This is a genomic window from Asticcacaulis sp. P2_B1, from assembly GCF_056404915.1.
Window position 1 is genome coordinate 138,788 of sequence record NZ_JBFUDD010000003.1, and the last position, 20,404, is coordinate 159,191.

Below are 20,404 nucleotides of genomic sequence, written 5' to 3' on the forward strand. Positions count from 1 at the left end.
GCTGTGATGTGGCCCTGTGGCGGGGCCGTTAGCGACGTCGTTGCGGCTTGGTCTTTGACCTGTTTTGAACCGTTGCGACGTAAAGTCTAAATATGTTTCCTTACCCCATGAGAGCAGCAACACCCGGCAACGCCTTGCCTTCCATCCATTCCAGGAAGGCGCCGCCTGCCGTGGATACGAAGGTCATGTCGTCGGCGACGCCGGCATGGTTCAGAGCGGCAACGGTATCGCCGCCGCCGGCAACCGCAACCAACTTACCCGATTTTACCTGTGAAGCAGCAAATTTCGCGACCTCGACCGTTGCGGCGTCGAAGGGTGGCAATTCGAACACACCCAAAGGCCCGTTCCAGATCAGGGTTTTCGAATTGGCCATGACGGCGTTGAGCGCCGCGACCGTCTTCGTACCGGCGTCGAAAATCTTGTCGTCCGCCGTCAAGGCCGCGTCGAGATCCTGGGTGCGGTTCGCCGCATGGGCCTTGAATTCCTGGGCGACGACGATATCGACCGGCAAAAGGATCTGACAGCCCTTGTCCTTGGCTTCGGCCAGGATCTCCAGCGCCGTCGCCTTCAAATCCTTTTCGCACAGCGAACCGCCGACATCATGGCCTTGCGCGAACAGGAAGGTATTGGCCATGCCGCCACCGATGGCGAGGGCGTCGAGCTTGCCGACCAGATTCTTCAACAGGTCGAGCTTGGTCGAAACCTTCGAACCGCCGACAATGCCGAGGGTCGGGCGCTGCGGATTGCCGAGCGCGGCGTCGAGTGCGTCGAGCTCGCGGCGCATCGATTCACCGGCATAGGCCGGGATCAGCCGGGCAACGGCTTCGGTCGAGGCGTGGGCGCGGTGGGCAGCCGAGAAGGCGTCATTGACATAGATGTCGGCCAGGCGCGCCAGTTCGGCGGCGAATTCCGGATCATTGGTCTCTTCGCCGGCGTGAAAACGGACATTTTCCAACAGGATGACGCCGCCGGCGGGGAGGGCCTTGATGGCGGCTTTGGTGGCGCCGCCGACCGCGTCATCGGCGAAGGCAACCGGCTTGCCCAGCAGGGCGGCGAGGGCCGGGGCGACGAATTTCAACGACATCGCCGGCACGACCTTGCCCTTGGGGCGATCGAAGTGGGCGAGCAGGGCGACGCGCGCGCCCTTTGACACCAGTTTTGCGATCGTCGGCAGGGCGACCCGCAGACGCGTATCATCGGTAATGCGGCCATCCTCGACGGGCACATTGAAATCGACGCGCACCAGGGCGGTCTTGCCGGTCAGATCGGAAACGTCGTCGAGGGTCTTGAAGGGCATGGAATCTCCGTTCAGCGCATAATCTTGCCTCCCTGAACGCCTCTTCGGCGTTTTGGGGAGGGGGACCGCGAGCCTCTTGGCTCGTGGCGGTGGGGTATCTTACTTGAATCAAAAACCCCGCCTTCTCACGAAAGCGGGGTTCGTTATCTTACAGGAACTTGCCGAAAGCGACGGCGGTGTCGGCCATACGCGACGAGAAGCCCCATTCATTGTCGTACCAGGCGAGAATCCGGACCAGGCGGCCGCCGATGACCTGGGTCTGCGGCAGGGCGAAGGTCGAGGAGGCCGGCTCATGGTTGAAGTCGTGCGACACCAGCGGCTCGTCGGTATAGGCGAGGACGCCCTTCATGGCGCCGTCGGCGGCAGCGATAATGGCGGCGCTGATCTCGTCCTTGGTGACGTCGCGCGAGGCGTTGAAGACCAGGTCGACACAGGAGACGTTCGGCGTCGGCACGCGCACCGAAGAACCGTCGAACTTGCCCTTCAGTTCCGGAATGACCAGGCCGATAGCCTTGGCGGCGCCGGTCGAGGTCGGAATGATGCTGAGGGCAGCGGCGCGGGCGCGATACAGGTCCTTGTGCATCTGGTCGAGCGACGGCTGGTCGTTGGTATAGGAGTGGATCGTCGTCATATAGCCCGACTCGATGCCGCACAGGTCGTTCAGCACCTTGGCGACCGGTGCCAGGCAGTTGGTGGTGCACGATGCGTTCGAGATGACCATGTCGGCGGCGGTCAGGGTGTCGTGGTTGACGCCATAAACGATCGTCTTGTCAGCGCCATCGGCCGGAGCCGAGACGATGACGCGCTTGGCGCCAGCCTCGAGGTGGGCGGCGGCCTTGTCGCGGGCGGTGAAGATGCCGGTGCACTCGAACGCGATATCGACGTTCAGGTCCTTGTGCGGCAGCTCGGCCGGGTTCTTGATCGCGGTCACCTTGATCGGCGCATAGGTGCGGCCATTGGCGGTGATGACGATGCTGTCGCCCTGGACCTCGACCTTGGCCGGGAACCGGCCGTGGATCGAGTCGTAACGCAGCAGATGGGCATTGGTTTCCACGGGGCCCAGGTCGTTGATCGCGACCACTTCGATGTCGGTGCGGTTATGTTCGACGATCGAACGCAGAACCAGGCGGCCGATGCGGCCAAAACCGTTGATGGCGACACGTAAAGCCATGGAGAAATCCTTATGTTGTAAAGCCAAAAGCGCATCCAAAAAGTGTTGGGAAATCAGTCCTGCACTTTTTGGACAGATGCGCGACCAAGAGACGTTTTCGCGTGGGTTTTTTAACCTTAAGGCTTTGAAGTCAAGCCTTAAATCGCGCTATCCTCTATATGGTAGCGGTCACAGCCGAATTCCATGGTCAAGCCTGATGTCGTTTTCTTTCAGCGGCAAAAAACAAGTGACAGAGGTGACGATTTCGGCCGCCGTCAGTGACCGTGTGCCGTCAGCCAGTCCTGAGCCATGGCCTCGCCTTGCGTTCGTTCGTCAGGCTTCAGCATTGGTTCCATATGGTTCCAGGAATCGGATATACCCAAGGCTTTGGCAATCACCCCCCATTTTACCGCCTGAACGTGGTCTGCCGGAGTGCCGACAGCCAAGAAGTAATCAGCAGCGAGATTGTCGGCCGAGGCGGGGTCACCCATGGAGGCGCCTTTGGACGCGGCATCAAAACTCTTTAGATGGTCCGGATCAGGCAATGCGCCAATCGTGTAAATATCGGAGATCATGCCGAATTTTTCAACATCCCCGGCATCGGCTTGATATTGCAGCCAGGCGAGATAGGATTTGGGCTCACGGGTAGCCTGATAACCTGTCCGGGTCAGGATCGCCCGTGTTTCGGGGGCATCGGAGAGGGCGTCACACTGTTGTTGCAATTCATCGTACCCGGACATGATTTTCTGGACGCTTGCAGCAGGATCGGGACTGCCTGACTGGTAGGCGGACATGGCATCGAGCATGGCAATATGCTGGTGAGCAGCTCCGGCCTTGCTGACGATCAAATCGATCGTGAAATCCTTGACGCCCTTCGCGTGCAAGCGCTGAAGAGGTGCTTCCGCCGCTTCGAGAGCAGAATCCTTGTTAGCCTGGAACCCTATGGATTGGCACGCCGCTATCAGGGTGAAATTGCCAACCAAGTTGGTAATTGTCGCTTCATCCTGAGCAACGGTCTGGGCTGCTGACGGCGAAGCGACGATGACCAAAACGGCGCTTAGCGCCCCCCAAATTTTCACAATATTTGTCCTTGTTGACTCGCCACCTTGCTATTTTCGCACCAGGAGTCAAGCGGACGCACAATTATCGCTGTGAAGCGCCTTACTTCATCGTCAAACGCGGCAGGGTGAGCTTCGCCTCGAGACCGGTGACCTGGGCGCCCTCATAACGATTTGCCAGGGTGAGGGTCCCACCCTGCGCTTCGGCCAGCGAACGCGCCACACTCAACCCCAATCCCGTGCCGCCGGTATCGCGATTGCGCGACGACTCCATACGGTAGAAAGGCTCGAACACTGTCTCCAGCATGCTGGCCGGCAAGCCTGGTCCATTGTCGCTGATGATGATCTCGACCGTCTTGCCACGGACGGCCAATTCGATGCGGCAACCGGTGGCGTAACGGCCGGCGTTTTCGACCAGGTTGGTGATGATGCGCTTCAGCGCCACGGAATCGCCCTTGACCATGACATTGTGCTCGATCAGTGGCGGTTCCATTGGGCAGACGGCGGCCAGGTCGTCGGCCAGGGTCTCGACCAGCGACGTCATGTCGAGCGGCCGCAAGGTATCGGCCATCTTGTGGGCGCTGGTAAAGCTCATGGCGCTGCGGATAAGCCCGTCCATATGGGCGATATCGCCGTTCAGCTTGTCACGCAGCGGCCCGGGCAGGTCCTCGATACGCAGCCGCATGCGGGCCAGCGGCGTCTTCAGGTCGTGCGCGATGGCGCCCATCAAGGCAGTACGACTCTCGACCTGCTTCTTGATCCGCTCTTGCATGGCGTTGAGCACGTCGGCGGCCTGGCGCACCTCGCGCGGTCCGACGCTGAGGATCGGCGGCGCATTGTCCTCGAAGCTCAGACGGGACGCCGCGTCGGAAAAGGCGACGATCGGCCGGCTTAAGCCGCGCGCCAGGAACCAGGCGAGCGGCAGGATGAGCACGGCGGTCAAGCCGAAGCCGAGCAGCAGACGAACCTGCCATGGATCGATCAGGGTCTTCGGCGGATCGATGACCCGGTAATGGCCGTCCTTCAGCTTCCAGGCCGCGGCAAACGCCGGATAGATGACATCGGCACTGTCGCGTTCGAACTCGGGCGGTACGCCCGGCAGATGTTGACCGGTTGAATACTGACCGGTCGACATCAGGCCTCCCGCATTTGGGCCAACAGGCTTCTGATCGTTAGTCTTCTGGCCGGATTCAGTCTGACCCGGACCGCCCGGACCAGGACCAGCCTGACCAGGGCCACCCTGAAACACCGTTTGCGGTCCCCCTGCGCCAGGGTCGGGAGAAATACCGGATTGAAAAAAAACGTTCGGCCCACCCGCTTCCGGCGGCAAGGGCGGCGGACCGTCGCCCATGGCTTCACGGCGGCGGACGTCCATCGACTGTACGTAAAGATAGCTGTTGCGCCCCATATCGCGCGGTGGCCCGCGGCGGACCAGGCTGACCCAGACCGTGTCATCCGGGACGCCCAGTTCGCGCGCCAGACGGTTGGCGATGCGGCGCTCGAACAGGGGGATGTTCTGCGACTTGAGCGTGGCGAACGCCGGCGCCGTGGTGGTCGTGTGCGCCTTGAGCGTCCGGCCGCTGCCCAGGTGGACTTCCCCGGACTTCATCGCCTTTGCCGCCTCCTCGATGCGATAGCCGGCGGGCGGCGGCGAGGGCGCGTTGAGCACGAAGGTGGTATTGATGGCGATGGCCAACAGCAGGACAATCAAGCTCAAGCCCAGAACCTGCCAAAAGATCGGCAAGGAGACGAGACGTGGCTTGGCTATGTCCGGCTTGGTCGTCATATTTTAGGGGTTTTAGCTTTTGGCTTAGGGCTTGAGCGGCTTGAACATGTAGCCGATGCCGCGGATGGTGCGGATGATGTCCTCGTTATGATCGTCGCTCAGCTTCCGGCGCAGGCGCGAGATCTGGACGTCGATGGCGCGGTCGAAGCTGTCGGTATTGGGGCCGTGCAGATAGTCGAGGATCTGGTCGCGGCTGAGGGCGCGGCCCGGCCGATCGAGGAAGACCCGCAGCAGGTCGAACTCGGCATTGGACAAGGCGACCTGGACACCGTCGGGGCGGGTCAGGTTGCGCTTGATATTGTCGAGCTGCCAGCCGAAGAACTGGCTGACGGCGGCGCGGGTTTCGACCTCGTTGCGGCCTTCGCGCCGGCGCAGGACGGCGCGGACGCGCGCCAGCAACTCACGCGGATGAAACGGCTTGGCCATATAGTCGTCGGCGCCCAGTTCAAGCCCGACGATGCGGTCGATTTCCTCGCCGCGGGCGGACAACATGATGACCGGCGGTCCGCCCTGTTCCTTGAGGCGCTTGCAGATCGACAGGCCGTCTTCACCCGGCATCATATAGTCGAGGACGACCAGGCTGATGTCGCCGCGCGCCAGCACCTTGTCCATATCGCGCCCCTGGGCCGCCAAATGGACCTCGAAACCGTTCTGGCCGAGAAAGTCGCCGATCAGGCCGCGCAGGTCGTTATCGTCGTCGACGATCAGGATGCGGGGGGAGGGCGCGGTGGCGGTGGCTGCGGCTTGGTTCATGACGGACTACTCGGAATGGGGGAGGATGACCGATGGAACATGCCGTGCGGGTACGGCAATGTGATGTCGCCCTTGTAACATGAAATCTTATTGCCGCCGTAATCGGCTTTTTCCTGACATCCGGACGCAATATCGCTGTGCCACTTTATATGGGCGACGACATTCAATGGATGTCGCACGCGTGCTTAAAAAAAAACGTTAAGCCAGAGACAAAAAAACAAGGGACAGACCATGAGAACTCACTACCTGACAGGCATCGCCCTGGCCGTGGTGGCATTTGCCGCCGTCCAGTCACACGCCGAGCCCGCGCCTCCCGCGCCACCGGCGCCAACTACTCCCCCCGCCGCCCAACCGGGCGACCAGGTGTGCGACGTCGAAGCCACCGTGAACGGCGTCACGACCAATTATCGCTATGTCGTTCGCAAGCGTGATGGCGGTGACACGGCTGGCTTGCCGCCACCACCCGACGGCGCTCATATCGAACGCCGCGACGTCTTTATGTACGGGGATGGCGACCATGACGGTCCCGTGCGCATGCACCACATGATGGACATGGCGCAACTCGATTCCGACAAGAACGGCAAGGTTTCCTTCGCCGAATTTACGGCGCCGATGCAGGGCATGTTCAATCACCTTGACGCCAATCACGATGGTTCGCTGTCGGCGGACGAACTGCCGAAGCCGGGCATGGGTGGCCCCGGCATGGGCGGACCCGGCATGCACGGACCGGGTATGCATGACATGCCGCCACCGCCATGGCCTCCGGAATGCGCAAGGTAAGCTGGTCGTGGATTGCCAGCTGCGTATTCCAGCCTTGGGCCGGGGGGAAACCTCCGGCCTTTTTTTTGCGCATAGGAAAGCCGCGACGGAAAAACAGCGGCCTGACGTTACAGGGATAATGGCACTTGTACGGGAATTGTCAGATCTCGCATCACAGGAATCCCATATGTCACGTTTCTTGAACCGCCCAGGCCTTATGGCCGCCGGCGCTGCACTTCTCGGTGCCGCCCTGCTGGGGGCCGCCGCTTTCGCCCAAAACGCGCCCGCTACGGGTCAAAGCGGGCAACCGGGCGATCGCTTCGCCGCCCGCGACACCAATCGCGACGGCTTTATCGACAAGTCCGAAGCGTCGCAGCGCATGGCTGCGCATTTTGATACGATCGATGCCGACCATGACGGCAAGATCAGTCCCGACGAAATAAAGTCCGCCTGGTCGGGTCGCATGGGCCATCACCGCCACCATCATTTCGGTCCTGAACGCATGGCGCATCTCGATACCGACCATGACGGCAAGCTGTCCTTCAATGAAATGACAGCGCACGCCAAGTCGCGTTTCGACCGTCTCGACGCCAATCACGACGGCTTTATCGACAGCACGGAAATGCCGAAACCGGGCGAGCATAAAAATTGGAAAGCCGGCGACGGAAGTTCCGACACCGGCCGTTAAATTGAGGTCTTGGACAGAACAGGTATCTCCCCGGAGCCGGTTCTGATCAGGAGAAAGCCGTGACAGCCCGCCGCTGTCACGGCTTTTTTGTTACATTTTTCCGCTCAAGCGCCGCGGGGCTCGCCGCACACGCGGCGGCGTGCGGTCGCACGCTCCGGGAATTTATGTTCACATGCTGACGTCAAGAGAGTGCCGCCTTGGCTTTCGCCACGATCGCGTCGGCCGTGATGCCGAACTCCTTGAACAGGCGGTCGGCCGGGGCCGAGGCACCGAACCCGGTCATGCCGACGAAATGGCCGTCCGTGCCGATAAAGCGTTCCCAGCCCAACGAGACGGCGGCTTCGACGGCGATCTTGACCGGCGCATTGCCGATGACCGATGTCTTGTAAGACGCTGGCTGGGCGTCGAACAGGTCCCATGACGGCGTCGAGACGACGCGCGTGGCGATGCCCTCGGCTTCCAGCGTGCGTTGCGCCGACATGGCCAGCGACACTTCCGAGCCGGACGCGAAGAGCGTCACCTTGGCGGGGCCCGCCGACGGCATCAGCTCATAGGCGCCCTTCAGCGCCAGATCGCCGGCCTGGGTGCGGACAGCCGGGATTTTCTGGCGCGTCAGGACCAGCATGGACGGACCCTTGGCGGTCAAGGCGGCCTTCCAGCATTCGGCGGTTTCGACCGTATCGGCCGGGCGGAAGACGTGCAGGCCCGGCATGGCGCGGAAGGCGGCCAGGTGCTCGACCGGCTGGTGGGTCGGGCCGTCTTCACCGACGCCGATCGAGTCGTGCGTCATGACGTGGATGACCTTGGCGCCCATCAGCGCGCCCAGGCGAATGGCCGGGCGGCTGTAGTCGGAGAAAACGAAGAAGGTGCCGGCATAGGGAATGACCCCGCCATGCAGCGCCATGCCGTTCATCGCCGCGGCCATGCCGAACTCGCGGACGCCGTAATGGATGTAGCGGCCGCCATAGTTGTCGGTGTCGAACGGCGCCATGCCCTTGACCAGGGTATTGACCGAGCCCGTGAGATCGGCCGAACCGCCGACCAGGGCGTCGAAGCTCGGGACCAGCTTGGCAAGCGCCGCACCCGAAGCCGAACGCGTGGCGTCCGACGGTGTCGCCGAGATGGCGGCGCCAATATGGGCATCGAGCGCTTCAAAAGCGCCGGCCGGGATCTTCCCGCTCAACTGCTCGACCAGCTTCTTGCCCTGCTCGCTCTTGGCCTTGCTTTCCCAGGTTTTTCGGGCGCGGCGGCCGCGCTTGCCGGCCGATTCCCACGCCTTTTTGAGGTTGGACGGCACGGTGAACGGCTCGTGCAGCCAATCCATGTGCTCGCGCGCCGCCTTGATTTCGTCGTCCATCAGGTTGTAGCCGTGGCCGTGCTTGTCGCCTTCCATCTTGCCGGCGCGGCGAGCCACGTGGGTCTTGCAGGCGATCATCACCGGCTTGTCCTGACGCGTCGCCCAACGCAGCGCAGCGTTAATCTTGGCATGGTCGTGGCCGTCGACGGCCTTGACCGCCCAGCCGGCGGCCTTGAAGCGGGCCATCTGGTCGCCGGTTTCGGCCAGGGTGGCATAGCCGTCGATGGTGACATTGTTGTCGTCGAACAGGACAATGAGCTTGTTGAGCTTGAAGCGGCCGGCCAGCGAAATGGCTTCGTGCGAAACGCCTTCCATCAAACAACCGTCGCCAGCGATCACCCAGGTGCGGTGGTCGACCAGGTCGTTGCCGAAGGTCGCATTGAGGTGACGTTCGGCCATGGCCATGCCGACCGCGGTGGCCAGGCCCTGGCCCAGCGGACCGGTCGTGCATTCGACGCCGGCGGTGTGACCGTATTCGGGGTGACCGGGGGTCGAGGCGCCCCACTGGCGGAAGTCCTTGATGTCGTCCATGCTGACCGACTTGAAACCGGTCAGGTGGAGCAGCGAATAGAGCAGCATCGAGCCGTGTCCGGCCGACAGGACGAAGCGGTCACGATCAGCCCAGTCGGGCTTGGCCGCGTCGTATTTGAGGTATTTGGTCCACAACACGGTGGCGACATCGGCCATGCCCATGGGCATGCCCTGGTGGCCGGACTTGGCGCGGTGCACCGCTTCCATCGACAGGACGCGAATCGCATCCGCCATCAGGACTCCCGAAGGTTTTACGCCGGGCAGGCCTGCGAGAAGACTTGTGGACATGGGTGAATCTCTATTAAAGTGTTAATATCGTGTGATTTGCAGGTCGCTTTACCTGAGAGTCCCGCGCAAGTGTACAATTTTATGACACGTGCTCGAATTTTGCCGTCTTTGATCTGAATCATGATGGCAGAAACTGAGTCGGAGGAGACCAGTGATGGACAATACGCAACATGCGGCCCAGATGGGTGCCCAAATGGGGGGAAGTCTGAGCCTGGCCGTGGATCGCCTCGATCGCGCCTTGGAGGCATTGGAATCAAGGGTACGCGCCTTGCAGAGCGGCGACACGGTTCCGGCGCCGCAAGGCGCTTCGGATGGCACGCCCGAAGGCGCCATGGACGAATATCAGCACCTGCTCAACGAATTGGAAGAGGTCCGCGCCCGCGAGCAGCAGCTCAGCCAGGCGGCGCATCAGGCTTTCGAGGCGCTCGGCATGGCGGCGGCCAATATCCGAATCCTTTTGCGGGATGAGGCGGCGTAATGGGCGAGGTCACGGTCCGCGTCAATAACAAGCCCTATACGGTTGGCTGCGCCGATGGCCAGGAAAACCGCGTTCAGGAGCTGGCGCGCATGTTTGATGAGCATGTCGAGATGGTCGTGTCCGACGTCGGCGCCATTGGCGAGGTGCGGTTGTTCCTGATGGCGGCGCTATTGATGATCGACGAGATGCAGGAATTGCGCGCGCAGCTGGATGACCTGAGCTCGATCAATTCGCGCATGAATGCCGGCGCCCACGAAATGGAACGCAAGGCTGCCTTCGCCATTTCCGATGCAGCGGCCCGGCTGGAACGCCTGATGGGCGGAGCTTAGTCTCGCCGCAGATTTCACGCCGTTTTTTCGCCCGGCGGAAAACTATGCGATTTCAGATGGTTCGCGGTGCCCCTGGCGGAGAAATCCGAACGGCAGCAGAGCGACTAGAGCGTGATGTAATTAAATGGAAACGCTCCTTCTATCCCTTCTCTCCTTTCAAGGGGAGAGGGTGGCAGGCTTCAGCCTGCCGGGTGAGGGGTACTTTCTTCCTGCTGGCGATTCCGTCCACAGTCATTCCACTCTAGACTAGATTGACGGCCCCCTTTCTATTTTGGCTGTGCAGATTGTCGAGACACCCACCTGGTCGTGGGCCTTAGCCAAAATACCCAACCCAGAATACCCAACCACCTGCCCGGGGGGGCGTGCCGCCCGACACACTCAGGCCGCACGGACGGTGGCGAGGAACCTGTCCATTTCGTGGTGAAGACGCGCCGCCTGTTCGGCCAGTTCGCTGGAGGAACTCAGAACCTCGGAGGCCGCGGCGCCGGTCTGTTCGGCCGCCTGCGCAACTCCGGTAATGTTCGCGGTCACCTCATTCGTTCCAATCGACGCCTGGGTGACCGAGTGGACGATTTCCTGGGTTGCAGCGCCTTGTTGCTCCACCGCGGATGCGATGGCTGAACTGGCCCCGTTGATCTGCTGGATCGTGCCTGTAATATTCTGAATCGCCGACACCGCCCTTGCGGTCGCGGACTGGATCTGCACGATCTTGGCGGAAATCTCCGTGGTCGCCTTGGCCGTCTGTCCGGCCAGTTGCTTGACTTCGGAGGCCACGACGGCGAAGCCCTTGCCGGCTTCACCGGCCCGCGCCGATTCAATCGTAGCATTGAGCGCCAACAAATTGGTCTGGCTGGCCAGGGTGGAGATCATGTCGACCACGCTGCCGATGCTGGCGGCCACCGTGTCCAGTTCCGCCACGACCTGCGCCGCCGACCGGGCTTCGGCGACAGCCGCCGCGGATATGTGGGCCGAGGTTTCGACTTGGCGGCCGATTTCGGAAACCGACGCGCCCAGTTCTTCGGCGGCGCCCGCAACCGAGGTGACGTTTGTGCCCGCCTCATTCGCGGCCGCCGATACGGCGACGGATTGCGCAGAGGTTTCTTCCGCCGTCGCGGTCAGTTGCGTTGCCGAGGCTTGCAATTCGGTGGCCGCCGCCGAAACCAATGTAACGATGCCGCCGACCGATTTTTCGAAATCGTCGGCCAGCTTGAGCGTCGCCGCCTTTCGTTCCGAAATGGCCAGGGCCTCCTGCTCGCGCTGCTGTTCGGCAAGCCTTGCCACCCTCACGGCATTGTCGCCAAAGGCCCGCGACATGGCGCCGATCTCGTCGCCGCGCTCGGCGCCCGGAACGTGGACATTGTCGTCGCCGCGCGCCACCGCCTCCATCGCCGTCGTCAGTTGCGCGATCGGCTGCACCAGCTGCTTCCTGGAGAAGATCATGCCTGCCACGAAACCCATGACAATACCGCCCAGTGCGACCATCAGCATGACGACGATCGCCGCCTTGCCGGCCGCGGTCGCGCTTTCGTTGGTCTTTTGCGACCGGGCGTCCATATCGTCGACATAGGCCTTGATCGCCGCCTGCAGGGCATCGGCCCGGACGCGGTTGGCTTTTACCAGGTCATTGATCTGTTTCTGGGCGTCGCTCAGCACCACCTGTCCGGCAACCTCTCCGGCGGCCCGATAGGTCGTGTCGAGGCCATCGCCATACGCTTGATAGGCCTGCCGGATCGTCTCCAGTTCCTGTTTTTCGCTGTCCGTCGCCGCCGCAGTCATAACCTTGGCGAAACGTTCGTCGAATTGCTGCCGGTTTTTTGTGGCCACCTCTTTCGCGCTGGTGATCGTGTCGCTCGAAGGGTCCGCCGCGACGCGGTATTCCGACCGGTTCATCATGATGAGGTTCTGGTTCATCCGTGCGCCCAGCAGGGACATGTCGTCCACCTGCCCGACATCCTGCAGGCCGCTATTCATGGCCGAGATGCGCGTTATTCCCACGGCGGCGACGATGGCCGTTACCAGGCTCATAAGGCCGATCAGCAACAGGAGTTTATTGCCTATTTTCAAGTTACGCAGATTCATACTGATCTTCCAGGAATAGCCCCGCGCCTCTACGCAGGATTGTCATTGGGGTTGCTTTGCGGCATCTTCACGTAACAATGTAATTGGTTAAAAATGACTCAAAACATCTGGCGTCGCCGGCCTTCCTCGCCGATCTCTCTTCGCGGGTGGGCGCACATGTTCGTGATGAAACACTAAGCTACGGCTTGGCGCCCTTGCCAACGGCGTGGGGCACAAGAGTATAAAGGTCCATCAAAGGGCTGGTTTTGCGCCTTGGGGTCAAGAAACAGGTTATCGTCCTGGCGTCGGTGCCCACGCCCTTAGACGGTGGGCGCAATGTCCGCGAACATGGCAACGGTGCGGCGCTGGGTGTGCAGGCGATTATCTTCGTAAAGTATCTATTGGGTATGTGAGTAAACGCCCGCGCGGACCGGATGCCTAAACGGCAATTTTTATCTATAATTTTTCAATGATAAATGGTGCGCTTAGGTGACTCGAATTTAAGCCATATCGGATTGAATTTAAATGCAAATTTCATGCATCGTTTTTGCGTGGCCCCCAATTTGGCCCCCAAAATAAATGTATTGTGAGTGTTCGAGTCCCAAATATCCTTTAAATACTCGGAAGAGTATTGTCTAACCTACGCCGACGCGGTCCATAGGGGCATTAGGACATTCAGGTGTATGATCTACCCGATGGTTCGATCGGTTCTTGAGCCGCGCCCCTTCGCCGGAAAACGTCACGCCGGCATAAGGCACGCAGATCCTGGACGCGCACGGCCTTTTAAGCCGCTCCCAATAGTACTCTCCTGATCCTTGGACAGGATCAAGGCTTCGCGTCTTCGCGCTCTGCCTTAGCCGCCTGCCAGATTTCGCGCGCGGCATCGGCATTCATGATCGCGATGCCGATACCGACGATCAGATCTGGCCATGCGGTCCTCCATACCATAGTCAGAGCTGCGGCCAGCATGATGGCAACATTGGCAGCCGCGTCGTTGCGTGCGGACAAAAATGCGGCGCGTGTCAGACTGCCCTTATGATGTTGAAACCGGGCCAGAAGGAACGCGCAGGACAGGTTTACGACCAGAGCTCCAAGCCCTGTGCCGGACAGTAGCCAGGGTTCCGGTGCGGCAAAACTGTGAAATTTCTGCCAGACAGTCCACACAAAGGCCAAGGCTGGCGCTAGCAGGATGAGCGCCATCGCCATGCCGACGCGTGCCCGCAGCTTTTGCGACCAGCCCAGGGCGACCGCTATCAGGATATTGACCGAGGCATCTTCAAAAAAATCTATGCTGTCGGCAAACAGGGATACCGATCCAATGTGACGCGCAACAGCAAACTCGACCCCGAAATAGGCCAGATTTGCCAGGGCGACTATGATTACGGCCCGACGCAGGGATTTGTCTTTGGCAACTGCATCTGCATCTAGCATCGTCAATTCCGGTTGGGGTTTATGAGGGCAAAACTGCGCTAGCTGGCCGACATATCCTGATAGATATTGCACGGCGTATCGTTCTGCATACAGCCAGACTGGCAATTACTGACGTAAAGCGACAGGGTGAAATCCAGGTCTTCCAAGGCCTTTATCCGCGCCTTGATGGCTTCACGTTGTGCGGCAAAGAAATCAAAGGTCTCCTGACAGGGTTTGCCACTGGCCTCAAGTGCCAGGAGGTCCTTGATCTTATCGAGCGGCATATCGAAATCCCGGCAGCGACGGATCAGGGTCAATCTCGCCAGGTCTGGACGGCCATAGGCACGGTGCCCGCCCTCGCGTCTTTGGGCCATGGGCAAAAGCCCAATGGATTCATAGTAGCGAATGGTCGGCACTGTGCACTGGGCACGCTTGGCCAGTTCTCCGATCGTTATCATAGCCGCTCCGATAAATAGGGCTTGAATCTAAAGTTACTTTAGGTCGCACAAACGGCATCACAAGTCCATCCGGCTTACTGAAATGGAGATAAACATGATCAAGAAAACTATCGTCGGCATCATACTGGCTTGTGCCGCTTGCTGCACCGTTCCGCTATTGATCCCGACCTTGGCGGGCGTATCGGTATTCGGGTTTCAGCTATTTCACGGCCCACTGAGCCTGGACACCATGCTTTGTGCCATAGCACCGGCTGCACTTGCGTTCGTGGCCGCATATGTGGCGTTCAGATTACTTCTGACCTGGAGCCGCAGAAATAAGTCAGCGTGTGCACAAACGGCTTGTCAGGCTGAGGGGAAATGCGGTTGTAAGACGAGCGCCTAAAATTACGAGGCGACGGATATTCCCATGATTAAAACCCTTCTCGTCTATTGTCTTGCGGCCATTGCCGAGATCGCGGGATGCTTTTCATTCTGGCCTGGCTGAAGTTGCACAAATCGCCACTTTGGACGCTGCCTGGTATCTTGAGCCTAATCCTCTTTGCGTATTTGCTCACCCTTGTTGACTCTTCCGTGGCCGGGCGAACCTACGCCGCCTATGGCGCGATCTATATCGCGTCGTCGATTGTTTGGCTTTGGGCGGTTGAACATCAGACGCCGGACCGGTGGGACGTTGGCGGACTCGTCATTTGCCTGGTTGGCGCCGGCGTCATTTTATTTGGTCGTAAGATGTCGTTCTAAGAAGGCCTGTTCGAGCCTATGCGTTATGGAGATCGGTGTCGGGTTGGAGCGCACCAATGCGGTCGAGCTCAGCTTTAAAGGCCGCTCGGTCATGCCTGAGGGTTTCAAGTGGCAAGGCCAGAAAGGCTTCGATGCGGATGCGCAGAGTTCTGTAAGCCGTCATGAAAGCCGCATCGATCTCCTCGTCCGTCCCTGTCACGTGAGCAGGATCTTCGACGCCCCAATGGGTGCGTAAAACGTCGCCGATATAGGCCGGGCAGACCTCGCCAGCCGCGCTAGCGCAAACGGTGACCACGACATCTGGAACGACGGGCAGATCGTCCCAGGATTTCGAGTGGAAACCTTCGATCGAGATGCCTTCGCGGGCCAACAGGGCAAGGGAACGCGGGTGGACGTAGCCAGCCGGTTGACTGCCTGCGCTGATGGCCTGCCATCCGGCAGGTGCGAGGTGATTGAATGTGCCTTCGCCCAGGATGGAGCGGCAGGAGTTACCTGTGCAGAGAAAAAGTACGTTCACGTGTCGCTCCTTATTAATTGACCCGTGCGATCGCAATTGAGCGTCGCGTCCGGGGCTATGAAAACAGTGGCAAAGCCGCCTGCTTCAGTACGAAAATTAGTGGTTTGCCCTTCATACAGACGGGCACACAAAGATTGCACTTGGCCATCGTAGACGTAGGCGCGAAGGTCATATTTCAACCGGGCTATGGACCCTTGACGGTGCAAAGCGCGTGTCGCCGGCAAGGCAATCGCCTGAGCGACATAGTCGCCGTCGACGACGCGATCCCAGACCTTCCTGGTGATCTTGTCCCCGCGATAGGCAGCGCGACTTCCAAAACCGCAGGCCGGCTTGAAGAAAAGGCCGCCACGGTTGCTCCACATGGCCGCTGCATTCTCCCTGGTCACAGGCAGGGTTTTGGGAATGTGCTTCAGCAGTATGGCCTGATCCTGAGGCGTTACATCCAGCGCGGACAGGCTGTCCGCGTCAGTCAGCGTCACCAGATTGTGCTTGTCGGCATAAAGAGCGTGGGCGCGTGGATGCGGTGTTACCGTCACCTGCCCGGAGAGATAGGCCGAACGCAGGGCGAACAGGGGTTCGCTCTCAAGATAGAAATCCGTCAGGCGATTATAGACAAGGTCTACTCGCCGGCTTTGATAGCTTAACTGCGAGCCATCCCAGACGAGAGCGGCCGGATCGCACACACTGACTTCGAACCCAGCATCGGCAAAGAGCGCCTGGGCCAGAAGAAATTCGGGGTAGAGGTACTGGGTTTCAGGGTCGACATCAACGATCGCCAAGTGCTTTACGGCGCGCCCGGATTCCTTGGTCATCATATCAGCCCACAGGTTCGGCAGTTCCTCGTGAGCGCTTAGCTCCGCCATGAACGGCGTTACCTGTTCGCAGCATGCTCTTTGTGCGTCGGCCAGAGCCCAGTTCAGGAAGGCTCCGCCCGCATTGGTATTGATCTCGATGAGCTTCGGACCCTGGTCGGTAATATGGAAATCATAACCGAAGAACACACCTTTGGCCTTGGGGATAGAGCGCGCGATTTCCGGTGCGCCGGCCAGCGCCACCTCACGGTAGGCCTCAAGGCGCACGACCCGCTCAACCGTGGCCACGAGTTGACGGATGGCAGCCACGTCCTCCGACGATACGTAGACGGGCACCTGCGAAAACAAATGAGGGTGACTGCTGAGGAGTGACGCAGAAAGAGCCTTCAGAAGGGCATTGCGCGACAAGGCCTCATCAAGCGCGCCCTGATCGAAGAAGCGGCACGGGTCCGAGCCATTAAGCGTTCGACTGGCAATGTGGCTCTCGCTCAGGGACATGCTTGGCCTCGCTTTCCTCAGATCGAGCGCAGGTTGACGCGCTTGGAGAGAGCTTCGGCGCTCTCCTTGCGTTCGGAATAACGATCCACAAGGTAATCCGCGCAATCGCGGGTCAGCAGGGTGAACTTGACCAGTTCTTCCATCACATCGACGATGCGGTCGTAGTAAGGCGACGGCTTCATGCGGTCGTTGTCGTCGAACTCGGTAAATGCCTTAGCCACTGAGGACTGGTTCGGGATAGTGATAAGACGCATCCAGCGGCCGAGTACGCGCAACTGGTTGACAGCATTGAAAGATTGCGAGCCACCGGACACCTGCATGACGGCCAGGGTCTTGCCTTGCGTCGGACGAACCGACCCTATCGACAGGGGTATCCAGTCGATCTGAGCCTTCATGATGCCAGTCATGGCACCATGACGTTCGGGCGAACACCAGACCATACCTTCGGACCATTGCACCAGATCGCGCAGTTCCTGCACCTTGGGGTGCGTTGGTTCGGCATCGTCCGGCAGCGGCAACCCCGACGGATTATAGATACGTGTTTCGGCGCCGAACGCCTCCAGGATACGTGCCGCTTCCTGGGTCGCTAACCGGCTGAAGGAGCGTTGGCGCACGGAGCCGTAAAGCAGCAGGATACGCGGCGCGTGGCCGGCGCGCTCGGGGCGCAGCAGTTGATCCTGGTCGACGGGCTGAAAGCAGGCCTCGTCCATTTGGGGCATATCGCTCAAGGGATCAGACAACGCGCTTGCCTTCCGCGTCGATCATCAATTGACCGTCTTCCTTATAGAACGGCCCCGGCGGATAGGTGTCGAGCAGATCGAGCACGACCTCGGACGGGCGGCACAGCTTGGTCCCCTTCGCCGTAACGACGATCGGGCGGTTGACTAGTACGGGCTCTTCCAGCATGGCCGACAGAATATTTTCGTCACTGACGCCCGGCTCTAACAGTCCCAGTTCCCTGGCAGGCGACTTGGACTCGCGCAGTGCGGTCCTGGGTGTTAGACCGGCGTCAGCAAACAGCTTCAACAACTGGTCGAGCTTCCATCCGGCCTTCAGGTACTCGACAACGGTCGGCGTGTAGCCTGCCGCTTCGATGACAGCCAAAACGTTGCGGGACGTGCCGCAGTCAGGGTTGTGGTAAATGGTAATGGTCATAATTCGGCACTCGGATTGATTGGTTTGGCGTTTTTTTGTTCGGACAGAAGCCAGGTAAAGACAATGACGCCCACGACGGCGCCAGCGCATTGGGCGGCGATGAACAACGGCACGGAATTGGGCGCAATGCCGGCAAATGTATTGGACAGGCTGCGGGCAAACGTAACGGCCGGGTTGGCGAACGATGTCGATGCCGTGAACCAGTAGGCCGAGGTGATATAGAGGCCGACGGCGACCGGCGTGAAATCTGGCTTGAATTTTATGCAGCCGAAGATCGTGGCGATCAGGCCAAATGTCGCAACGCCCTCGGAAAAGGCCAGTGATGGTCCGTCGCGGAGTTTCGTCGAGACTTGCATAATGGCCTGTCCGAACATCTCGTGTGCCGCGTAGACGCCGGCCACCGCACCGGCGACCTGGGCGACGATGTAGGCCAGGGCAAGAAACACACCGATGTCGCGACGGGCAGCAAAAGCGAGCGTCACGACCGGATTGAAGTGCGCGCCGGAAATCGGACCGAAGATGGTGATCAGCACGACAAGGCCGGCGCCGGTGGCAAGTGTGTTGCCAAGGAGTGCGATGGCGGTGTTTCCGCCCGCCAGGCTCTCGCCCATGATGCCGGAACCGATAACGATGGCCAATAGCAGCGCCGTGCCGAGAAATTCGGCAAACAGCTTACGAGACGTGGAAAACATCAAATCTTGTCCTTACCGATATCGGAAAGCTTTGCCTGTAACGACAACCTGTCGAGGCTCTGAATGGGCAACATCATGAATACGGATATGCGATTGCGTAGGACACGAAACGCGTCGGCAAACGCCAGTCTGATTTCCGCGTCGGTGCCGGTTGCCGCGGCCGGGTCGGGCAGCCCCCAATGTGCGGTGACCGGTTGCCCGGGCCAGACCGGGCAGACTTCGCCCGCTGCGTTGTCACAGACCGTAATGATGAAGTCGAACTTCGGCGCATCTGGCCGGGCGAACTCATCCCAGCTTTTTGATCTGAACGACTCGGTCGGGAAACCCAGGGATTCAAGCGTGCTCAAAGCGTAAGGATTGACCTCGCCGCGCGGATTTGAACCGGCCGACCACGCCTTGAAACGCCCCTGACCCAATTGGTTGAGGATAGCTTCCGCCAGAATTGATCGTGCCGAGTTACCGGTGCAGACAAAAAGGACGTTGAAAATACGGGATTCAGGTTCCATCAGTGCTGAATATCCGTCGTCCAATAGATCTCGACCTGAACCTTCAGTTTGTCCGGCAGAGGGACGTAGTTGAGGCTGAGAGCAGATTGCTGGCCCTCTTCCAATGCCCAGGCGAACACATCGAGGAGCGCACGATTTCGGCCAAAATTAGGGAGCTTTTTTGGCATGAGGATGAAAGTGGTCGCCGTAATCGGATAAGCCGTTTTCCCCGGCGCATCGGTGAGAACCAGGTAGAAATCCTGTTTGGGCTGCCAGTTAGCGCCCTCGGCCGCGGCTTGGAAGGTCTGGATGCTGGGTGCGATGAAATTGCCAGACCGGTTCTGCACCAGGCCCCAGGTGAGCTTCTTTTGCGCACAGTAGGCGTATTCGACATAGCCAATTGAATATGGGGTTTGCTGCACGAGTTGACCTACGCCGTCATTGCCCTTGCCGCCCATGCCAACGGGCCAGTTGACACTTGTTCCCTCGCCAACCTTCGTCTTCCACTCCGCGCTATATTTGGAGAGGAAATTGACCCAGTTGAAGGTCGTGCCCGACCCGTCCGAGCGATGCGTGACAACGATGGCTGAATCCGGCAATACGAGGCCGGGATTGATGGCGACGAGCGCCGGATCATTCCATTTGGTGATCTTGCCGAGGTAGATATTGGCCAGGATTGGCCCTGTGAACTTCAGCTTGCCGAGTGGGATTCCCGGGATATTGAAGACGGGGACGACGCCCCCAATGACGATCGGGAACTGACCAAGACCATACGGCTTCAACTCGGCGGACGACAGGGGCATATCCGAGGCCCCGAAATCCACCTTGCGCGCCTTGATCAGCTCGATGCCGGCACCGGACCCGACACCCTGATAGTCGATCTTCGTACCGCCATTGGCACGGAAATCGGCCGCCATATAGTCGGCGGTCCATTTTGACAGGATTGGATATGCAAAGGTCGATCCAGCGCCTGTGACGGTTATAGGCGGCGGCAACGCCCGGACAGATGAGGCAGCGCCGGCGACGAGCAGGCTTCCGCCAAAGGCCAGCAGGCCACGTTTTGTGACTTCTGAACGCATAATACCCTCCATCTGCCGTCAGACACTT

Annotated in this window: 21 protein-coding genes; 5 read left to right on the forward strand and 16 right to left on the reverse strand. The window is 60.0% G+C overall.

Features of this window, described 5'->3' with window-relative positions; all coding sequences use genetic code 11:
- Nucleotides 1-100: 100 nt before the first annotated feature.
- The 5 genes from AC1DX3_RS09820 to AC1DX3_RS09840 form a co-directional block, all read right to left on the reverse strand.
- Entirely contained in the window at nucleotides 101-1,297 is a 1,197-nt protein-coding gene (locus AC1DX3_RS09820) for a phosphoglycerate kinase (RefSeq protein WP_476989098.1), read from the reverse strand.
- A 148-nt stretch (nucleotides 1,298-1,445) separates the two neighbouring features.
- The gene (gene gap / locus AC1DX3_RS09825) at nucleotides 1,446-2,468 is read right to left on the reverse strand and encodes a type I glyceraldehyde-3-phosphate dehydrogenase (RefSeq protein ID WP_476989099.1); all 1,023 of its coding nucleotides are present in this window, start codon (nucleotides 2,466-2,468) and stop codon (nucleotides 1,446-1,448) included.
- Between the two features lie 254 nt (nucleotides 2,469-2,722).
- The gene (locus tag AC1DX3_RS09830) at nucleotides 2,723-3,526 is read right to left on the reverse strand and encodes an SEL1-like repeat protein (protein WP_476989100.1); all 804 of its coding nucleotides are present in this window, start codon (nucleotides 3,524-3,526) and stop codon (nucleotides 2,723-2,725) included.
- A gap of 82 nt (nucleotides 3,527-3,608) precedes the next feature.
- On the reverse strand, nucleotides 3,609-5,291 hold the full coding sequence (locus tag AC1DX3_RS09835) for a HAMP domain-containing sensor histidine kinase (protein WP_476989101.1): 1,683 nt from the start codon (nucleotides 5,289-5,291) through the stop codon (nucleotides 3,609-3,611).
- A 24-nt stretch (nucleotides 5,292-5,315) separates the two neighbouring features.
- Nucleotides 5,316-6,044 carry a response regulator gene (locus tag AC1DX3_RS09840; protein ID WP_476989102.1) on the reverse strand — a complete coding sequence of 243 codons (729 nt, stop codon included), beginning with the start codon at nucleotides 6,042-6,044 and terminating at the stop codon, nucleotides 5,316-5,318.
- A gap of 231 nt (nucleotides 6,045-6,275) precedes the next feature.
- Here AC1DX3_RS09840 and AC1DX3_RS09845 point away from each other — a divergent pair, with 231 nt between their 5' ends.
- Both AC1DX3_RS09845 and AC1DX3_RS09850 read left to right on the forward strand, forming a co-directional pair.
- The gene (locus tag AC1DX3_RS09845; protein WP_476989103.1) at nucleotides 6,276-6,824 is read left to right on the forward strand and encodes a hypothetical protein; all 549 of its coding nucleotides are present in this window, start codon (nucleotides 6,276-6,278) and stop codon (nucleotides 6,822-6,824) included.
- A 166-nt stretch (nucleotides 6,825-6,990) separates the two neighbouring features.
- Nucleotides 6,991-7,491, forward strand: coding sequence for an EF-hand domain-containing protein (locus AC1DX3_RS09850; protein WP_476989104.1), 501 nt, complete (start codon nucleotides 6,991-6,993; stop codon nucleotides 7,489-7,491).
- A gap of 181 nt (nucleotides 7,492-7,672) precedes the next feature.
- Here AC1DX3_RS09850 and tkt read toward each other — a convergent pair whose 3' ends face one another.
- Nucleotides 7,673-9,667 (reverse strand): transketolase, encoded by a 1,995-nt coding sequence (gene tkt, locus AC1DX3_RS09855; protein WP_476989105.1) that lies wholly within the window; start codon nucleotides 9,665-9,667, stop codon nucleotides 7,673-7,675.
- A gap of 154 nt (nucleotides 9,668-9,821) precedes the next feature.
- On the opposite strand from tkt, the gene AC1DX3_RS09860 reads away from it, so the two are divergent.
- Complete coding sequence (locus tag AC1DX3_RS09860; RefSeq protein ID WP_476989106.1) at nucleotides 9,822-10,145, forward strand: hypothetical protein; 324 nt, start codon at nucleotides 9,822-9,824, stop codon at nucleotides 10,143-10,145.
- Complete coding sequence (locus tag AC1DX3_RS09865) at nucleotides 10,145-10,474, forward strand: cell division protein ZapA (RefSeq protein WP_476989107.1); 330 nt, start codon at nucleotides 10,145-10,147, stop codon at nucleotides 10,472-10,474. Before AC1DX3_RS09860 ends, AC1DX3_RS09865 begins: the two co-directional genes overlap by 1 nt.
- 378 nt (nucleotides 10,475-10,852) lie before the next feature.
- Here the strand turns inward: AC1DX3_RS09865 and AC1DX3_RS09870 are convergent, their stop codons facing one another.
- From AC1DX3_RS09870 to AC1DX3_RS09880, 3 genes are all read right to left on the reverse strand, one after another.
- The gene (locus AC1DX3_RS09870) at nucleotides 10,853-12,553 is read right to left on the reverse strand and encodes a methyl-accepting chemotaxis protein (RefSeq protein WP_476989108.1); all 1,701 of its coding nucleotides are present in this window, start codon (nucleotides 12,551-12,553) and stop codon (nucleotides 10,853-10,855) included.
- An 804-nt stretch (nucleotides 12,554-13,357) separates the two neighbouring features.
- The gene (locus tag AC1DX3_RS09875) at nucleotides 13,358-13,963 is read right to left on the reverse strand and encodes a cation efflux transmembrane domain-containing protein (RefSeq protein WP_476989109.1); all 606 of its coding nucleotides are present in this window, start codon (nucleotides 13,961-13,963) and stop codon (nucleotides 13,358-13,360) included.
- 38 nt (nucleotides 13,964-14,001) lie between these two features.
- Nucleotides 14,002-14,400, reverse strand: coding sequence for a MerR family transcriptional regulator (locus tag AC1DX3_RS09880; RefSeq protein ID WP_476989110.1), 399 nt, complete (start codon nucleotides 14,398-14,400; stop codon nucleotides 14,002-14,004).
- A 459-nt stretch (nucleotides 14,401-14,859) separates the two neighbouring features.
- Here AC1DX3_RS09880 and AC1DX3_RS09885 point away from each other — a divergent pair, with 459 nt between their 5' ends.
- Nucleotides 14,860-15,138, forward strand: coding sequence for a YnfA family protein (locus tag AC1DX3_RS09885; protein WP_476989111.1), 279 nt, complete (start codon nucleotides 14,860-14,862; stop codon nucleotides 15,136-15,138).
- Between the two features lie 16 nt (nucleotides 15,139-15,154).
- On the opposite strand, the gene AC1DX3_RS09890 is transcribed toward AC1DX3_RS09885, so the two are convergent.
- Genes AC1DX3_RS09890 through pstS form a run of 7 tightly spaced genes read right to left on the reverse strand, consistent with a single transcriptional unit; the run spans nucleotide 15,155 to nucleotide 20,376 of the window.
- Entirely contained in the window at nucleotides 15,155-15,655 is a 501-nt protein-coding gene (locus AC1DX3_RS09890) for an arsenate reductase ArsC (protein WP_476989112.1), read from the reverse strand.
- On the reverse strand, nucleotides 15,652-16,965 hold the full coding sequence (locus AC1DX3_RS09895) for a hypothetical protein (protein ID WP_476989113.1): 1,314 nt from the start codon (nucleotides 16,963-16,965) through the stop codon (nucleotides 15,652-15,654). Before AC1DX3_RS09895 ends, AC1DX3_RS09890 begins: the two co-directional genes overlap by 4 nt.
- A 17-nt stretch (nucleotides 16,966-16,982) precedes the next feature.
- The gene (gene arsH, locus AC1DX3_RS09900) at nucleotides 16,983-17,675 is read right to left on the reverse strand and encodes an arsenical resistance protein ArsH (RefSeq protein WP_476989501.1); all 693 of its coding nucleotides are present in this window, start codon (nucleotides 17,673-17,675) and stop codon (nucleotides 16,983-16,985) included.
- 22 nt (nucleotides 17,676-17,697) lie between these two features.
- Nucleotides 17,698-18,120 (reverse strand): arsenate reductase (glutaredoxin), encoded by a 423-nt coding sequence (gene arsC, locus AC1DX3_RS09905; RefSeq protein WP_476989114.1) that lies wholly within the window; start codon nucleotides 18,118-18,120, stop codon nucleotides 17,698-17,700.
- Nucleotides 18,117-18,812, reverse strand: a complete 696-nt coding sequence (locus tag AC1DX3_RS09910) for an aquaporin (RefSeq protein ID WP_476989115.1) — start codon at nucleotides 18,810-18,812, stop codon at nucleotides 18,117-18,119. The genes arsC and AC1DX3_RS09910 overlap by 4 nt, the downstream gene beginning before the upstream one ends.
- The gene (locus tag AC1DX3_RS09915; protein WP_476989116.1) at nucleotides 18,812-19,318 is read right to left on the reverse strand and encodes an arsenate reductase ArsC; all 507 of its coding nucleotides are present in this window, start codon (nucleotides 19,316-19,318) and stop codon (nucleotides 18,812-18,814) included. Before AC1DX3_RS09915 ends, AC1DX3_RS09910 begins: the two co-directional genes overlap by 1 nt.
- On the reverse strand, nucleotides 19,318-20,376 hold the full coding sequence (gene pstS, locus AC1DX3_RS09920; RefSeq protein ID WP_476989117.1) for a phosphate ABC transporter substrate-binding protein PstS: 1,059 nt from the start codon (nucleotides 20,374-20,376) through the stop codon (nucleotides 19,318-19,320). The genes AC1DX3_RS09915 and pstS overlap by 1 nt, the downstream gene beginning before the upstream one ends.
- Between the last annotated feature and the right edge of the window lie 28 nt (nucleotides 20,377-20,404).

What these genes read in the sequence shown, in the direction of transcription:
- AC1DX3_RS09875 (WP_476989109.1), bottom strand. Translation starts at nt 13,963, where the DNA reads ATGCTAGATGCAGATGCAGTTGCCAAAGACAAATCCCTGCGTCGGGCC.
- AC1DX3_RS09895 (WP_476989113.1), bottom strand. Translation starts at nt 16,965, where the DNA reads ATGTCCCTGAGCGAGAGCCACATTGCCAGTCGAACGCTTAATGGCTCG.
- AC1DX3_RS09870 (WP_476989108.1), bottom strand. Translation starts at nt 12,553, where the DNA reads ATGAATCTGCGTAACTTGAAAATAGGCAATAAACTCCTGTTGCTGATC.
- AC1DX3_RS09865 (WP_476989107.1), top strand. Translation starts at nt 10,145, where the DNA reads ATGGGCGAGGTCACGGTCCGCGTCAATAACAAGCCCTATACGGTTGGC.
- pstS (WP_476989117.1), bottom strand. Translation starts at nt 20,376, where the DNA reads ATGCGTTCAGAAGTCACAAAACGTGGCCTGCTGGCCTTTGGCGGAAGC.
- AC1DX3_RS09850 (WP_476989104.1), top strand. Translation starts at nt 6,991, where the DNA reads ATGTCACGTTTCTTGAACCGCCCAGGCCTTATGGCCGCCGGCGCTGCA.
- AC1DX3_RS09840 (WP_476989102.1), bottom strand. Translation starts at nt 6,044, where the DNA reads ATGAACCAAGCCGCAGCCACCGCCACCGCGCCCTCCCCCCGCATCCTG.
- AC1DX3_RS09915 (WP_476989116.1), bottom strand. Translation starts at nt 19,318, where the DNA reads ATGGAACCTGAATCCCGTATTTTCAACGTCCTTTTTGTCTGCACCGGT.
- gap (WP_476989099.1), bottom strand. Translation starts at nt 2,468, where the DNA reads ATGGCTTTACGTGTCGCCATCAACGGTTTTGGCCGCATCGGCCGCCTG.
- AC1DX3_RS09860 (WP_476989106.1), top strand. Translation starts at nt 9,822, where the DNA reads ATGGACAATACGCAACATGCGGCCCAGATGGGTGCCCAAATGGGGGGA.
- AC1DX3_RS09885 (WP_476989111.1), top strand. Translation starts at nt 14,860, where the DNA reads ATGCTTTTCATTCTGGCCTGGCTGAAGTTGCACAAATCGCCACTTTGG.
- arsC (WP_476989114.1), bottom strand. Translation starts at nt 18,120, where the DNA reads ATGACCATTACCATTTACCACAACCCTGACTGCGGCACGTCCCGCAAC.
- arsH (WP_476989501.1), bottom strand. Translation starts at nt 17,675, where the DNA reads ATGGACGAGGCCTGCTTTCAGCCCGTCGACCAGGATCAACTGCTGCGC.
- AC1DX3_RS09835 (WP_476989101.1), bottom strand. Translation starts at nt 5,291, where the DNA reads ATGACGACCAAGCCGGACATAGCCAAGCCACGTCTCGTCTCCTTGCCG.
- AC1DX3_RS09880 (WP_476989110.1), bottom strand. Translation starts at nt 14,400, where the DNA reads ATGATAACGATCGGAGAACTGGCCAAGCGTGCCCAGTGCACAGTGCCG.
- AC1DX3_RS09910 (WP_476989115.1), bottom strand. Translation starts at nt 18,812, where the DNA reads ATGTTTTCCACGTCTCGTAAGCTGTTTGCCGAATTTCTCGGCACGGCG.
- AC1DX3_RS09845 (WP_476989103.1), top strand. Translation starts at nt 6,276, where the DNA reads ATGAGAACTCACTACCTGACAGGCATCGCCCTGGCCGTGGTGGCATTT.
- tkt (WP_476989105.1), bottom strand. Translation starts at nt 9,667, where the DNA reads ATGTCCACAAGTCTTCTCGCAGGCCTGCCCGGCGTAAAACCTTCGGGA.
- AC1DX3_RS09820 (WP_476989098.1), bottom strand. Translation starts at nt 1,297, where the DNA reads ATGCCCTTCAAGACCCTCGACGACGTTTCCGATCTGACCGGCAAGACC.